The organism is Achromobacter sp. Marseille-Q0513 (genome assembly GCF_018195695.1).
Taxonomy (GTDB): domain Bacteria; phylum Pseudomonadota; class Gammaproteobacteria; order Burkholderiales; family Burkholderiaceae_B; genus Achromobacter.
The window spans coordinates 15,678-29,460 of the sequence record NZ_JAGTJY010000030.1 but is presented as its reverse complement, the minus strand read 5'-3'; the positions used below and the strand labels follow the sequence as shown (position 1 = coordinate 29,460).

The window sequence follows — 13,783 nt, the reverse complement described above, 5'->3', positions numbered from 1 at the left end:
GCCCGCTGCTGCGCGGCGAGCTGGCCGCCGCCACCAGGAAGCCGTCCGGGCGCAGATTGGTGACCCAGGGCATGCGGCCGTCCAGCACCCAGTCGTCGCCGTCCTGGCGCGCCGAGATCTGCAGCGACTCGATGCCGCTGAGGAACTTCATGGCGTTGGACAGCGCCGTGGCGCCGGCCAGCTCGCCGCGCAGCAGCGGGCCGGTCCAGTCGCGCGCCAGCGCCTGGTTCGGACTGTGCAGCAGGTATTCGATGAAGACGCGCTGGCCCCAGGCCACGAAGGCCGCCGCCACGGAATGCTCGGCCAGCTGCGACACCGCCTCGATGGCATCGCCCGCATCGCTGCCTTCCAGGCCGCCCTGGCTGGCGGGCACGCCCAGCCGGAACACGCCGGCCTCGGCCAGCCTGGGCAGGACCGAGGCGGGATCCTCGGCGCCTTCGTCCAGCGCCTGGGCATGCGCGTCCAGCCAGTCGCGCAGCTCGGCCGGCAGCCAGGAACGCGCGCCGGTATCGGTAAGCGCCTGCGTCGCCGTCATTGCTTGGGGCTCCAGGCGTAGTCGGCCAGCTGCGTGTTGAGCGGCGTCTGCGCCAGGTTGTTGCCGAAATTGCAGATGGTGGCCAGGCCCACGCCGACGATCACTTCCAGCGCGTTGCCGTCGGTGTAGCCGGCCTCGCGCAGCGCCTGCAGCTCGGCGTCGCTGACGCGGCCGCGCGTGTTGATGACGGCCTCGGTGAAGGCGGCCAGCGCCTGCAGCCGCGCGTCGGGCAGCGTGCCCTGGGCGCGCAGCGCCTCGACCACCTCGGGTGAGAGCTTGGCCTTGTTGCGGGCCAGCGCCGTATGGCCGGCCACGCAGAAGGTGCAGCCGTGGCGCGTGCCGGCCACCAGTTGCACCACTTCGCGCTCCTGCAGCGTCAGCCCGGCGCGGGCGTTGATCTGCGACAGCGTCTGATAGGCCTCCAGGGCCGCCGGCGCATTGGCCAGCACGCCCAGCAGGTTCGACAGGTAGCCGGCGCCCTGTTCGGCGGCGCTCAGGGCGGGACGGACGGCTTCGGGCGCGCTTTGCGCGGTATGGATGGTCAGACGGGCCATGTGGATCTCCAGGTGCGGATTGCAAAACCGTATTGTGCGTATGCCCGGCGGCGGGCGACAATGCCCGCTGATCGCAACTTGATGCTCGAACTTATCGACTTTCAGCTATGCGCTTATAACCCGGGCACATGGCGCATCATCCTCTCAAACTGCTATTGTGCCTGCGCCGTATCAGATGGCCGGGTTTTTCCGGAACGCCTTGTCCCAGCCCGCCCACGACCGATCCGCCGCCGACGCGCTGCTGCTGTCCAGCCTGGACGTGCGCTCCAGCCTCTATCACCTGGGCCAGTATTGCGGCGCCTGGAACGCCAGCACCAGCGGCCGCGCGCGCGCCAGCTTCCACCTGATCCTGCACGGCGATTGCCGCGTGGACCTGGCAACCGAAAGCCTGGCGCTGGCCGCCGGCGACGGCATCTTCTTCCTGCGCGACCTGCCGCACACGCTGATGCCAGCCGGCGCCCTGCCCGCGGACCCGTCCCGGGGCATGCAGCCGCTGGAACCGCGCCGCCCCGACGGCACCGGCCTGGCCTGCGGCTTCTTCGAATTCCGTTCCGGGCTGGACGGCCTGCTGGCCGACGCCCTGCCCGATTATCTGCTATTGCGGGCCAGCGACGCGCGCTATGCCGCCGCGCGGGGCGTGTTCCAGCTGATCCTGGACGAGACCGCCGATCCGGCCGCCTCGCCGCTGGTGCTGGAGCGGCTGACCGACCTGCTCATCTTCTTCATGCTGCGCCATCTGGCGGCGCGCGACCCGCAAGCGCACGGCCTGCTGGTGCTGGCGCGCGACCCGGCCATGGCCGGGCTGCTGCAGGCCATCCTGGCCGAGCCGGCGCTGCCCTGGAGCCTGCAGGACATGGCCGACCGGCTGCACATGTCCAAGGCCACCTTCCACCGCCGCTTCACGCTGCACAGCGGCACCACGCCCGCCCAGCTGCTGCAGGCGCTGCGCATGCGCGCCGCCCGCCGGCTGCTGGAACAAGGCGCGGGCATCCAGGAAGCCGCCGAGCGCGTGGGTTATCAATCGCAGGCGGCCTTCAGCCGCGCCTTCCAGCGCGCCGAGGGCATGGCGCCGTCGGCCTGCCGCAAGCGCCAGGCCGGCGCCGCCTGAGCGGACGCGCCGGCCCTTCCCGCCTCAGGACAGGCCCAGCAGCAGGGCCGCGAGCTGATCCGGATGCGTGATGTGCGCCTCGTGCGGCGCGGCCAGGTCGACCCAGTTCCAGCCCGGTTGCGACTTGACCAGCTTGCGCGAGGCCTCCAGCACGCCCAGCTCGGGCTGGGTGCAGTGGATGTAGGTGCGCGGCCGGCCGTTGCCGATCGGATGCTTGAGCGTGAGCGGCGTGGTGTAGCTGGCCAGCGGATGCGCGGTCAGGCGGCGCTTGACCCAGGCGTGGTCGGCGCTGCCTTCCTTGAAACCCCAGGCCGCTGGAATCGGATCCGGGATCGGCACCGCCAGCCCGTCGGTGGCCTTGGAGGCCGCCGCGATGCGCGCGTCGGCGTCGGCCTGCGGATAGACCGAGAACGCGTTCTGGCCGCTCTGCAGCACGATCGCGTCGAAGTACACCAGGTGCGCCAGCCGTTCCGGAATCCGGTCGGCCACGCCCGTGATCGGGATCCCGCCGAAGCTGTGGCCCACCAGGATCACGTCGTTCAGCTCCTCGGTCTGGATGACCTGCACCAGGTCCTCGACGAAGGTATCGATGGTGATGCTGCGGGACAGCAGGTGGGCGCGATCGCCCATGCCGGTATAGCTGGGCGCGTACACCCGGTGGCCGGCCGCCGCCAGGCGCTCGGCCACCAGCCGCCAGCACCAGCCGCCATGCCAGGAGCCATGCGCCAGCACATAGGTCTTGCCGCCGGCGTCCTTGCCGGCGGCGCCCTGCCTGCCGGCCGCCAGCGCGGGCGCGGCGGCCATGGCGGGCAAGCCCGCCACCAGCTTCAGCAGGGTTCTGCGTTGCATCATCGCCATCGTCACACCTGCGCCAGGGCCTGGTCCAGATCGGCGATCAGGTCGTCGATGTGTTCGATGCCGATCGACAGGCGCACGGTTTCCTCGCGCACGCCGGCCTTTTGCAGCTCTTCGGGATTGAGCTGGCGGTGCGTGGTGGACGCCGGATGCGTGGCCAGCGACTTGGCGTCGCCGATGTTGACCAGTCGGGTGAACAGCTGCAGCGCGTCCTGGAAGCGCGCGCCGGCCTCGCGGCCGCCCTTCACGCCGAAGGTGAACAGGCCCGGCGCCTTGCCGCCCAGGTACTTCTGCACCAGGGCGTGGTCGGCGTGGTCCGGCAGGCCGGCGTAGTTGACCCATTCGACCTTGGGATGCTCGCGCAGGAAGCCGGCGACCTTGACCGCGTTCTCGACGATGCGGTCCACCCGCAGCGCCAGCGTCTCGATGCCCTGCAGGATCTGGAAGGAATTGAACGGCGAGATCGCCGCGCCGGTATTGCGCAGCGGCACCACGCGGGCGCGGCCGATATAGGCGGCCGGGCCGAACGCCTCGGTATAGACCACGCCGTGATAGCTGATGTCGGGTTCGTTCAGGCGCTTGAAGCGGGCCTTGTGCTCGGCCCAGGGGAACTTGCCCGAGTCGATGATGGCGCCGCCCAGGCTGGTGCCATGGCCGCCCAGGTACTTGGTCAGCGACTGCACCACGATGTCCGCGCCGTGCTCGATCGGACGCAGCAGGTACGGCGAGGGCACGGTGTTGTCGACGATCAGCGGCAGGCCGTGGCGGTGCGCCAGCTCGGCCAGCGCGGCGATGTCGGTGATATTGCCCAGCGGGTTGCCGACGGACTCGGCGAAGATCGCCTTGGTGCGTTCGTTGATCTGCTTCTCGAACGAGCCGATATCGCGCGGATCCGCGAAGCGCGTGGTGATGCCGTACTGCGGCAGCGTGTGGGCGAACAGGTTGTAGGTGCCGCCGTACAGCGTGCTGGACGAGACGATGTTGTCGCCCGCCTCGGCGATGGTCAGGATCGCGTAGGTCACGGCGGCCTGGCCCGAGGCCAGCGCCAGCGCGGCGATGCCGCCTTCCAGCGCCGCGACGCGCTGTTCCAGTACGTCGGTGGTCGGGTTCATGATGCGGGTGTAGATATTGCCCGCGACCTTCAGGTCGAACAGGTCGGCGCCATGCTGCGTGTCGTCGAACGCGTAGGCCACGGTCTGGTAGATCGGCACCGCCACCGCGCGGGTGGTGGGATCGGGCCGGTAGCCGCCATGCACGGCCACGGTTTCCAGACGCCAATTGGGTTTCTTGCTGTCGCTCATCTGCTTCTCCTCGGAACGATTGCGTTGATGCGAAAGGTTTTCCTAGTGTGCTGTCCCGTAGGTACGTCCGCATGACGAAATTCATCCATAGGCGTCAGGGCTAGGCGCAAACCGCAGTGATACCCGTAGGTATCACGAGGATTTGCAACGACGCCCTGGCGGCTAGGGGTGGATTTCGTGCGGGCGTATCTGCGGGACAGCACACTAGACCCATCCGCGCGCGGTGCGCAGGATGCGGTCCACATCCTCGTGGTTGTTATAGGCGCCCAATGACAGGCGCACGTAACCATACTCCACAATGCTGGCCACCACCCCGGCCTCGGCCAGATGGGCCAGCGCGGCCGCCGGATCGGGCAGGCGCAGCGCCGTGGTGGTGCTGCGCATGGACGCGTCGGCCGGCGACACCACGTCCAGGCCCAGGCCGCGCAGGCCGTCGGCCAGCGCGCGCGACAATTCCAGCGCCCAGGGCTCGATGCGCGCCGGGTCGGCCTGCTCGATCAGGTCCAGCGCTCCGGCCCAGCCGGCGATGCCGGGGTAATTCAGATTGCCGGTCTCCAGCCGCCGCGCGTCCTGGCGGTCGGGCGCGGCGACGCGCCACTCGGGTCCGGACTTGTCCAGCGACAGGCCGCCAGACGGCCCCAGGTACGGCGGATCCAGCGCGTCCAGCAGCGCCGGCGACAGATGCAGGAAGCCCACGCCCAGCGGGCCGAGCAGGCCCTTGTGCGCGCCGCAGGCGAACGCGTCCACGCCCCAGTCGTCGACCCGCGCGCGCAGCAGGCCGGCGCCCTGTATGCCGTCCACCACCAGCCAGATGTCCCGGGCCGCGCAGCGCCGGCCCAGTTCCGCGATGTCGCTGCGCAGGCCCGTGGCGTACTGCACCCAGGACAGCGCGACCAGCCGCGTGCGCGCATCCACGCGCGCCCAGATATCGTCCACGGTGTAGCGATGTCCGCCCGACGAGGCCACGCGCACGTCCACGCCACGCCGGCGCAGGCTCAGCCACGGCAGCGCGTTCGAAGGATGCTCCTGGTCGTCCACGACCAGGTTGTCGCCTTCCCGCCAGGGCAGGCCCTGGGCCACGGTGTTCAGCCCCTCCGTCGTGTTCTTGGTAAAGGCCAGCCGGCGCGCGTCGCCGCCGATCAGCCGGGCCAGGCGCGCGCGCAGCGCGTCGGCATCGGCCAGCCAGCCCGGCTTGTCGCTGCGCGCATGGGCGATGCCGTCGAAGAAATCGGCCACCGCCGAGGCCACCTTGGGCGACAGCGGACTGGTGTAGGCGATGTTGGCGTAGACGCGGTCCCGCGTGATGGGAAAGAACTGCCTGAACTCATCCTGCCAACGCATGCGCCATCTGCTCCACAACAAGAAAGGACCGGCGCCAGCGCCGGCGGGCCCGCCACGGGGAACGGGCCTCGGATGCTGGGAATTGTAGGGACGTGAACACGATAACGATAAGGCTTAGTGCTCATATCCATATGACGAGACAGTCGCTCGATTCCCGCGCGGCCACACCTAGAATGCATGCCTTTCTTGCATACGACGAATACAGGACAGGCATGAAGGCACGACGCATCGGCATCAATTTCCTCATCAAGGCCACGACGGGCGCGGCGGCGGCGCTGGCCATGGCGGGCGCGGCGCAGGCCGGCCCCACGGTGGACGCCATCAAGAAGCGCGGCGAGCTGGTCTGCGGTGTGAGCCAGGGCTCGGCCGGCCTGTCCATCGCCGACGCGCAGGGCCGCTGGACCGGCCTGGACGCCGACCTGTGCCGCGCGCTGGCCGCAGCCGTGCTGGGCGACGCGTCCAAGACCCGCTTCGTGCCGCTCAGTTCGCAGCAACGCTTTCCGGCGCTGCAAAGCGGCGAGATCGACGTGCTGAACCGCAACACCACCATCACCTCGGGCCGCGACGCCGGCCTGGGCATCGTCTCGGCCGGCATCGTGTTCTACGACGGCCAGGGCTTCATGGTGCCGAAGAAGCTGGGCGTCAAGAGCGCCGCCGAACTGGACGGCGCGCAGGTCTGCGTGCAGCCGGGCACCGTCAACGAACAGAACCTGGTCGATTACTTCAAGAAGCGCAAGCTGTCGTACCGGCCGGTGGTGATCGAGAACCTGGTGGAGCTGGAACAGGCCTTCTACGCGGGCCGCTGCGACGTCTACCTGTCAGACGCGTCCACGCTGGCCGCCAGCCGCGCCGCGCGCGCCGCCAATCCGGACGACTTCGTCATCCTGCCCGAGCGCATCAACAAGTCGCCGCTCGGCCCCTTCGTGCGCCAGGACGACCCCAACTGGAGCGCCATCGTGCGCTGGACCGTCAACGCCCTGGTGGCCGCCGAGGAACTGGGCGTCACCGCCGCCAACGCCGACAGCCAGGCGCAGGGCGCGGACGCGCAGGTGCGCCGCCTGCTGGGCGCGGAGCCCGGCATCGGCAAGAGCTTCGGCCTGGACGAGCATTGGGCGCGCAACGCCATCAAGGCCGTCGGCAACTACGGCGAGGTGTGGAACCGCAACCTGGGCGCGGCCACGCCGCTGAAGCTGGAACGCGGGCTGAACGCGCAATGGAACCAGGGCGGCCTGCTGTACTCGCCGCCGTTCCAATGACGCGCGCTGGCGCCGTCCGGCGCGCGCCTTCGGCGCGAATCGGACGCGGCGCGCCATGAGCGCGCTCGCCCTGCCGGCCGCGCCGCGCCGCTGGCCCGCCGCGCTGGCCTGGATCCTGGGCCTGGGCGGGCTGGCCGCGCTGCTGGCGCTGCAGATCGAATCCGTGCAGGCCGCGCGCGGCGTGCACGGCGGCTTCGGCTTCCTGTTCCAGGCCTCGGGCTTTCGCATCTCGGAAAGCCTGCTCGATGTGCTGCCCGAGGATCCCTACTGGATGTCGCTGGCGGCCGGCCTGGTCAACACGCTGACGGTGGCGCTGGCCGCCCTGCCCCTGGCCACGCTGCTGGGCGTGGCGCTGGGCCTCGCGCGCCTGTCGCCCGATCCGGTGGCGTCGCGGCTGGCGGCCGTCCTCATCGCGCCGCTGCGCAACACCCCGGTGCTGTTGCAGCTCTTCGTCTGGTACGGCCTGCTGCTGCGCCTGCCCGACGCGCGCCAGGCCTGGGAGCCGCTGCCGTCGGTGCTGCTGTCCAATCGCGGACTGGCGCTGCCGGCGCTGCACGGCTGGCTGCCGCAAGCGGCGAGCCTGATTGTCGCCATGTTGATCGCGGGCTGGGCGATTCGACGCCGGCGGCTCGCGGCGGACGGACCCGCGCATCGTGGACGCGTTCTGCTCGTCCGCGTCGCGCCCTGGCTGGCGCTGGCCGGCCTGCTGCTCGCCTGGACCCTCCTGCCCGCGCCCATCGTCGAACTGCCAGTCCGGCGCGGACTGGGCCTGCAAGGCGGCTGGCAGCCCAGCATCGAATTCGCCACGCTGGTCATCGGCCTGTCGGTATTCCATGCCGCCTATATCGCCGACATCGTGCGCGCCTCGGTGCGCGCGGTGCCGGCGGGGCTGGTCGAGGCCGGACAGGCGCTGGCGCTGTCGCGCCTGGATATCCTGCGCCTGGTCGTCGCGCCCAACGCCGCGCGCGTGGCGCTGCCGCCTTACGCCAACCAGTGCCTGGCGCTGATCAAGAACAGCACGCTGGCCATCGCCATCGGCTACCAGGACCTGATGGCCGTCATCAACACCGCCATCACGCAGACCGGCCTGGCGCTGGAAGGCATCTCGCTGGCGCTGGCGGCCTATCTGGGCCTGGCCCTGGCGCTGGGCGGCGCGCTGTCCGCGTGGAACGCGCGCAGCGCCCGGCATGGTCCGGGCGATCTGCACGGCGCGCGCCTGGGCGAACGCCCCGCGCTGCTTGCCACCCTTGCTGGGCAAGGCGGCGGGCGCTGGGCGCGGCGCCTGGCCAGGACGGCCGTGCTGCTGGCGGCGCTGCTCGCCGCCGGCTCGCTCGCCGACTGGGCCTTGCTCAACGCCGTCTGGCGCGGCGACGCGGCGGCCTGCGCGCAAGCAGCCGGCGCCTGCTGGGCCGCCGTGGGCGAGAACCTGCCATTGCTGTTGTTCGGCGCGATGCAGCCGGCGCATCGCGGCCCCGCCCTGGTCGCCTGCGCCGCGCTGCTGCTGGCGGTCGCCGTGGCGCTGGGCGCGGGCCGGCTGTCCGGACGGGTACGCGCCGGCGTCGCCATCGCCGCGCTGGCGCTTGCCGCCGGCGCGCTGTCCGGCTGGCCCTGGGGCGGCGAGGCCATCGGCCCGCTGCGCTGGGGCGGCCTGCTGGTCACGCTGATCCTGGCGATCGCGGCGCTGTTGGCCGCCGTGCCGCTGGCGGCCGGTCTGGCGCTGCTGCGCCGCTCGTCCAGCCCCGCCGGCTCGTTCGCCGCCGCCACGCTGATCGAGGCCGTGCGCGGCGTGCCGCTGGTGACGCAACTGCTGTTCGCGTCCTTCGTGCTGCCCATGCTGCTGGGCGGCGGCGTGTCCAAGTTCAGCATGGCGCTGGCCGCGCTGACGCTGCACACCGCCTGCCTGCTGGCCGAAGTGCTGCGCGGCGCGCTGCAGGCCATCCCGCCGGGCCAGATGGCTGCGGCGCGCGCGCTGGGCATGGGCTCCGCCCTGGCCTACCAGGCCGTGATCTGGCCGCAGGCCCGGCGCATCGCCGCGCCGGCCGCGCTGGGCGTGTTCGTGGGCGCGGTCAAGGATACCTCGCTGGTCAGCATCATCGACGTGTTCGACGTGCTGGGCGCCGCCAAGGCCGTGGTGGCCGGCACGGCCTGGCGGCCCTATCACGTCGAGGTCTACCTGGCGGTGGCCGCGCTGTACTTCGCGGCCAGCCTGGCGCTGTCGCGGGTGGCGCGGGCGATGGAGACGGGACGGCTCTGAACGGCCGGCCTCAGAAGCGCTCGTCGAGGATCGCCGGCAACACCAGTTCCCGCACGAAAGAGGCATCGGACAGGCTGAGCAGCGCGCGCACCATCGCCACCACATCGTGCACCGGCGCCAGCGTGCCCTCGCCGCGCCGGCTGGCCTCATCGCGCGCCACCGCCAGCCCGTCCTCGGTGTTCAGATAGCCCAGCTGCAGGCAGGTGACCGCCAGCCGCCGCGCCCGGAAACTCTCGCGCAGCGCGTCGGCGATACCCGACAGCGCCGCCTTGGACGCGCCGAACGCCACTTCGGGCCGGCCGCTGCGCGGCAGTCCCGAGGTCGAGCCGGTCAGCACCAGCTGCGGCTTGGCGCGACCCAGCAGGCGCGGGATCAGCCGTTGCAGCAACAGGATCGTGCCGGTGATGTTGATGTCCAGCAGCCGCGCGATCTGCTGCGGCGAATCGGCCAGGAAGTCGTAATCGTCGGTGAAGGCCTTGTCTTCCCACACGCCGACGTTGTAGAGAATGGCGTCCAGCTCGGCCGGCGCCTGCTCGGCGATGCGCGCGGCGGCGGCCTCGGGGTCGGACAGGTCCGCCTCGATCCAGCGCAGCGCGCAGGACGGCGCCACCGTCAAGTCCGTGGGCGTCTTGCGCGATACGCCGATGATCATTTCCGCGTCCTGCCCCAGCCCTTCGGCCAGGGCGCGGCCCAGGCCCTTGCTGGCGCCCACGATCAATATCTTCATGCTGTGCTCCGTTGCTGTGTCGGCCCGAGGATATAGCACGGCGGGCCGCCGCCATGTCCCAAGCCCCCGCGCCGCGCCGGGCTTTGCGCCTGGCCTGACGGCCGTCTTTGCCCCCCTGCCGTTGGCCCGCCCTAGTCCGTGACCAGATAGGCCCGGCCGCCCGGCGCCAGGTAAGGCTCCAGATCCTTGAACGGCACCGCCGCATACGTGCCCAGGCACACGCCCATGGCATGGCCGACGCCGGACACCGACAGGCTCAGCGCGCCCGGCGCCTGCGCGCCCAGGGCCAGGAACTCGGGCCACACGTCCGAGCAGCCTTCGCGGTCGACGTCCTGCCGGCCACGCTGGCTGCGGGCCGCCGCCGCCATCTTCTGGCGGGCGCGGTCCACGATCTTCAGCAAGGCCGGGCTGGGCGCGGACTGGCTGTATTCGCCCGCCACATAGGCCGGGAACACCCGGTTCCAGTCCAGGTACTCGCCGCGCAGCAGGTCGTAGGTATACAGGTCGAAGTGATTGTCCGGATGCGCGCCGCCGCAGAACAGGCTGCCGGACTCGGTCACGGTCAGCAGCGCGGACGACAGCCACGTCACCTGGACCGATTCCTCGTCGTAGCCACCCAGCGTGCCAGCGCCCCAGGAACCGTTCTCGTAAACCGACGCCTTGCAGGCCAGCGCCGCCAGGCTCATCTGCCAGTGGCGCTGTTCCAGCAGATGGTTGACGCGTTGCAAGGTCTGGGTGTTCGGATGCCGTGCCAGCCGGGGATACATGAAGCCGGTGCGCGGGTCGCGCCACATCCGGTAGGCCGCCGCGCCGGCGCCGACCTCTTCGCCGGCGGGCAACGCATGCCCGGCCAGCTTCAGGGTTTCATAGGGCGCGCTGCGGGCATTGATGTCGGCCCCGGCATCCACGCCGCTGCCCCGGCCGCCGCTGATGGCCTCGGTGACAGCCTGCACCGCGCCCGGCGCGGTCTGCTCGGGATCGTATTCGGCCACGCGCTTCAGGCTGAAGCCGCGCGTCTTGCCGCTGCGCGCGTCGGTCCAGGTCCCGCGATAGCCCTGCGCGTCGCGCTCGCCCTTCCAGGTGGCGGCGGCGGGCGGCGGACTGGCCTGCGGGTCCCACCCCGTGTCGACCGCCGCCTGATGCGTCATGGGTTCGGCCAGCGCCTGCGGCGTGCCTTGCAACGGGATGTCCACGCCATGCCGGGGATAGAAATAGCGTCCCTTGACGACGCCGTCGGCCGGCTGGCTGTCCAGCTCCATCACCACCTCGCCCGCGCCTTGCAGCGTGCCGCTGTAGACGATGCGCGGCGCGGCGGCGGCCGGGCCGCAAAGCCAGGGCAGCGCCGCCAGCGCCAGGACGGCCGGTGACGACAAGCAGGAACGAGCGCGGATGACGGGCATGAGAGAGGCGTGCCAGGATCGTGGTCGGAAGTGGCACGACTATACAAGACCGCCCGCGCCGCCGGCGGTCATGCGAAACGATCGTCCCAGGCTCAGGCTTGCGGCCGCCCCAGCGCGCCCAGCTTGTCCAGCCAGGCCGGGCGCGGCGAGGCGTCCAGCCAGTTCTTCACGATCAGGCCCAGCTCGGTGTCGCCGGAGATCCGCAGGCGGCGCTGGAAGAACAAGGTGTCGGCGTCCATGTCCGCGCGCATCAGCGCCAGGAAGTCGGCCAGCTTGGCGCCCAGTTCCAGCTCGGCCGGCGCGCCGTCCCACACGGGGCGGAACGCGCCGCCGCGCACGGCGAAGCAGCTGCGCAGGCCCAGGTCCTCGACGGTGATGGCGAAGCGCCGGCCGTCCAGCTCGGCCGGCGGCGCCAGCCATTTGAAGCGACGCGCCAGCTCCAGCCCGGCGGTGAAATGCAGCGACACGAGCGGCGCCGGCAGCTTGCGGCCCAGCCGGGCCAGCAGCGCGGGCGGCGCGGGCAGGCTCAGGTTCATGCCGGCTCCCGCAACAGGTCGATGCCCGCGTGGCCGTAGTAATAGCCGTTGCAGCGTTCCATGCCGGCGGGCGGCGCGACCTCGGCCGCCGGCGCGCCATGGCGCGTGGCGTCCAGCGCCGCGATGGCGGCCTGCGTGCCGATCGATTGCGGGCTGACGCGCAGCACGCGCGCGCCCATCACGGCCAGCTCCATCGCCTGGTCCAGCAGGTCCAGACAGGCCGCCGACTGCACCTGGATGCCGTTGATGGCCAGGAAGTCGCGCGATTCGCGCGTGCGCAGGTCCAGGCCGTCGGGATGCTCGATGCAGCGGAAGCCGCAGTCGTCCTTCTTCAGCCGGAAATGGCGGGCGGTGAAGCAGCGCGCCGAGAACGCCAGCGCCATGCGGCCCCACACCATGACCTCGCACTCCAGCGCGGCGGGTTTTTCCGCCAGCAGGCGCGCCAGCGTGGCGCTGTCCATTTCCAACGGCGCAACGAAGCGGACCGCGCCTCGGCTGGCCAGCCAGTCCAGCGTGCCGCCGTGATAGGCGTTCATGTGCGGCCCGGCCACGAAGGGACGGCCGGCCAGGTGGCGCATCGCGCCGACCTCGCCGGCCTCGATCAGGAAGTCCTGCTGTTCGCACAGCTTGCGCAGCGCGCCGGCCTCGGAGCCGGTCTCGATCAGGGTGCGGCCCGACAGCACCACGGTCTTGCCGGTGGCGCGCAGGTCGCGCGCCAGGTCCAGCCAGTCCTCGGCGCGCAGTTCATGGCGGCGGCTGCACACCGTCTCGCCCACATAGATGATGTCGGCCGGGCCATCGGCCAGGTCGGCGTAGAAGTCCAGCGTCTGCTGGCGCGGCCAGTAATACAGCAAAGGGCCGACGGAGATGCGGAATGCCGGGGTTGCGTTCATTTCCATGGACGTTCGAATGCGCCTTGGGTGACTTGGGAGCCCTCGGCATGGCGCGCCAGCATGGCGTTCCATTCGGGGCGCGGGGAAAAACGCGCGGCGTCGGCGTGCGCGCTGTCCAGCGCGGCGCGCAGCGTGGACACCACCTGCGTCACATAGGCCGGGCTGCGTTGCCGCCCTTCGATCTTGACGGCGGACACGCCCATCTCGGCCAGTCGGGGCAAGAGGCCGATGGCGTTCAGGCTGGTGGGCTCCTCCAGCGCGTGGTCGTCGGCGCCATCGACCTTGAAGCGGCCCTTGCACAGCGTCGGATAGGCGGCCGGCTCGCCCGGCTCGTAACGGTCGATCAGGATGCCGTTCAGGCGCGCGTCCATGCGGCCCTTGTCCTCGACCCAGCGCACCGCGTGCGCGGGCGAACAGACGCCCTTGTTATTGGGGGAATCGCCGGTGGCGTAGGACGACAGCAGGCAGCGGCCCTCGGCCATCACGCACAGGCTGCCGAAGCCGAACACCTCGACCTCGACGCTGACCTGTCCGCAGATGCGGGCGATCTCGGCCAGCGTCAGCACGCGCGGCAGCACCACGCGCTTGATGCCGAACTGCTCCTTCATCAGCTCGATGGCGTCGGCGTGCGTGGCCGAGCCCTGCACCGACAGGTGCAGCCGCAGGTCGGGATAGCGGTCGCTGGCATAGCCCAGCAGGCCCGCGTCGGCCATGATGACGGCGTCCGCGCCCAGCGAATGGGCCGCGTCCACCGCGGCGCGCCATTCCTCGCCGCGCCCGGCCTGCACGAAAGTGTTGATGGCGAAAAGGACCTGTCGCCCGCGCGCATGGGCCAGCTCGACGCCGGCGCGGATGTCGTTTTCGGTGAAATTCAGCCCGGCGAAGTTGCGGGCATTGGTGGCGTTCTTGAGGCCCAGGTAGACCGTGTCCGCGCCCGCCTCGATAGCGGATTTGAGCGCGGCCAGGCTGCCGGCCGGAGCCACCAGTTCCATGGGTGAGGTTCGCGTTTGCATGCCGGCCAGT

The 13,783-nt window shown here is 71.0% G+C and carries 13 protein-coding genes; 3 read left to right on the top strand and 10 right to left on the bottom strand.

Annotated elements, in window-relative coordinates; translation table 11 throughout:
• The coding region (locus KDH83_RS32495; protein ID WP_249204965.1) for an acyl-CoA dehydrogenase family protein at nucleotides 1-535 on the bottom strand (535 nt) is incomplete at its 3' end.
• Nucleotides 532-1,089: a carboxymuconolactone decarboxylase family protein gene (locus KDH83_RS09175; RefSeq protein WP_103274283.1), complete on the bottom strand. Its 558-nt coding sequence runs from the start codon at nucleotides 1,087-1,089 to the stop codon at nucleotides 532-534. The genes KDH83_RS32495 and KDH83_RS09175, both read right to left, overlap by 4 nt.
• 199 nt (nucleotides 1,090-1,288) lie before the next feature.
• Here KDH83_RS09175 and KDH83_RS09170 point away from each other — a divergent pair, with 199 nt between their 5' ends.
• Nucleotides 1,289-2,197: an AraC family transcriptional regulator gene (locus tag KDH83_RS09170; protein WP_249204963.1), complete on the top strand. Its 909-nt coding sequence runs from the start codon at nucleotides 1,289-1,291 to the stop codon at nucleotides 2,195-2,197.
• Between the two features lie 24 nt (nucleotides 2,198-2,221).
• Here the strand turns inward: KDH83_RS09170 and KDH83_RS09165 are convergent, their stop codons facing one another.
• The 3 genes from KDH83_RS09165 to KDH83_RS09155 all read right to left on the bottom strand — a co-directional run bounded on the left by KDH83_RS09165 (nucleotide 2,222) and on the right by KDH83_RS09155 (nucleotide 5,694).
• Nucleotides 2,222-3,046, bottom strand: a complete 825-nt coding sequence (locus tag KDH83_RS09165; RefSeq protein WP_212314646.1) for an alpha/beta hydrolase — start codon at nucleotides 3,044-3,046, stop codon at nucleotides 2,222-2,224.
• A gap of 11 nt (nucleotides 3,047-3,057) precedes the next feature.
• Entirely contained in the window at nucleotides 3,058-4,353 is a 1,296-nt protein-coding gene (locus KDH83_RS09160) for an O-acetylhomoserine aminocarboxypropyltransferase/cysteine synthase family protein (RefSeq protein WP_212314644.1), read from the bottom strand.
• A 204-nt stretch (nucleotides 4,354-4,557) separates the two neighbouring features.
• A complete protein-coding gene (locus KDH83_RS09155) occupies nucleotides 4,558-5,694 on the bottom strand; it encodes an aminotransferase class V-fold PLP-dependent enzyme (protein WP_212314643.1) in 1,137 nt (378 codons plus the stop codon).
• A gap of 212 nt (nucleotides 5,695-5,906) precedes the next feature.
• Here KDH83_RS09155 and KDH83_RS09150 point away from each other — a divergent pair, with 212 nt between their 5' ends.
• Together KDH83_RS09150 and KDH83_RS09145 are read left to right on the top strand one after the other, a co-directional pair.
• Nucleotides 5,907-6,950: an amino acid ABC transporter substrate-binding protein gene (locus tag KDH83_RS09150; protein WP_212314639.1), complete on the top strand. Its 1,044-nt coding sequence runs from the start codon at nucleotides 5,907-5,909 to the stop codon at nucleotides 6,948-6,950.
• Nucleotides 6,951-7,005: 55 nt separating this feature from the next.
• Nucleotides 7,006-9,204 carry an ABC transporter permease subunit gene (locus KDH83_RS09145; RefSeq protein WP_212314637.1) on the top strand — a complete coding sequence of 733 codons (2,199 nt, stop codon included), beginning with the start codon at nucleotides 7,006-7,008 and terminating at the stop codon, nucleotides 9,202-9,204.
• A 10-nt stretch (nucleotides 9,205-9,214) separates the two neighbouring features.
• On the opposite strand, the gene KDH83_RS09140 is transcribed toward KDH83_RS09145, so the two are convergent.
• The 5 genes from KDH83_RS09140 to KDH83_RS09120 form a co-directional block, all read right to left on the bottom strand.
• Nucleotides 9,215-9,931, bottom strand: coding sequence for an SDR family oxidoreductase (locus KDH83_RS09140; protein WP_212314635.1), 717 nt, complete (start codon nucleotides 9,929-9,931; stop codon nucleotides 9,215-9,217).
• Nucleotides 9,932-10,062: 131 nt separating this feature from the next.
• Nucleotides 10,063-11,331 (bottom strand): hypothetical protein, encoded by a 1,269-nt coding sequence (locus KDH83_RS09135; protein WP_212314633.1) that lies wholly within the window; start codon nucleotides 11,329-11,331, stop codon nucleotides 10,063-10,065.
• A gap of 92 nt (nucleotides 11,332-11,423) precedes the next feature.
• The gene (locus tag KDH83_RS09130) at nucleotides 11,424-11,867 is read right to left on the bottom strand and encodes an SCP2 sterol-binding domain-containing protein (RefSeq protein WP_212314632.1); all 444 of its coding nucleotides are present in this window, start codon (nucleotides 11,865-11,867) and stop codon (nucleotides 11,424-11,426) included.
• Nucleotides 11,864-12,760: a U32 family peptidase gene (locus KDH83_RS09125; RefSeq protein WP_212314681.1), complete on the bottom strand. Its 897-nt coding sequence runs from the start codon at nucleotides 12,758-12,760 to the stop codon at nucleotides 11,864-11,866. Before KDH83_RS09125 ends, KDH83_RS09130 begins: the two co-directional genes overlap by 4 nt.
• On the bottom strand, nucleotides 12,757-13,773 hold the full coding sequence (locus tag KDH83_RS09120; RefSeq protein ID WP_103274275.1) for a peptidase U32 family protein: 1,017 nt from the start codon (nucleotides 13,771-13,773) through the stop codon (nucleotides 12,757-12,759). The genes KDH83_RS09125 and KDH83_RS09120 overlap by 4 nt, the downstream gene beginning before the upstream one ends.
• Nucleotides 13,774-13,783: the final 10 nt, after the last annotated feature.

Excerpts from the sequence above, each read along its gene's own strand:
- KDH83_RS09175 (WP_103274283.1), bottom strand. The coding sequence starts at position 1,089 with ATGGCCCGTCTGACCATCCATACCGCGCAAAGCGCGCCCGAAGCCGTC.
- KDH83_RS09130 (WP_212314632.1), bottom strand. The coding sequence starts at position 11,867 with ATGAACCTGAGCCTGCCCGCGCCGCCCGCGCTGCTGGCCCGGCTGGGC.
- KDH83_RS09165 (WP_212314646.1), bottom strand. The coding sequence starts at position 3,046 with ATGCAACGCAGAACCCTGCTGAAGCTGGTGGCGGGCTTGCCCGCCATG.
- KDH83_RS09120 (WP_103274275.1), bottom strand. The coding sequence starts at position 13,773 with ATGCAAACGCGAACCTCACCCATGGAACTGGTGGCTCCGGCCGGCAGC.
- KDH83_RS09135 (WP_212314633.1), bottom strand. The coding sequence starts at position 11,331 with ATGCCCGTCATCCGCGCTCGTTCCTGCTTGTCGTCACCGGCCGTCCTG.
- KDH83_RS09140 (WP_212314635.1), bottom strand. The coding sequence starts at position 9,931 with ATGAAGATATTGATCGTGGGCGCCAGCAAGGGCCTGGGCCGCGCCCTG.
- KDH83_RS09155 (WP_212314643.1), bottom strand. The coding sequence starts at position 5,694 with ATGCGTTGGCAGGATGAGTTCAGGCAGTTCTTTCCCATCACGCGGGAC.
- KDH83_RS09150 (WP_212314639.1), top strand. The coding sequence starts at position 5,907 with ATGAAGGCACGACGCATCGGCATCAATTTCCTCATCAAGGCCACGACG.
- KDH83_RS09160 (WP_212314644.1), bottom strand. The coding sequence starts at position 4,353 with ATGAGCGACAGCAAGAAACCCAATTGGCGTCTGGAAACCGTGGCCGTG.
- KDH83_RS09145 (WP_212314637.1), top strand. The coding sequence starts at position 7,006 with ATGAGCGCGCTCGCCCTGCCGGCCGCGCCGCGCCGCTGGCCCGCCGCG.
- KDH83_RS09125 (WP_212314681.1), bottom strand. The coding sequence starts at position 12,760 with ATGAACGCAACCCCGGCATTCCGCATCTCCGTCGGCCCTTTGCTGTAT.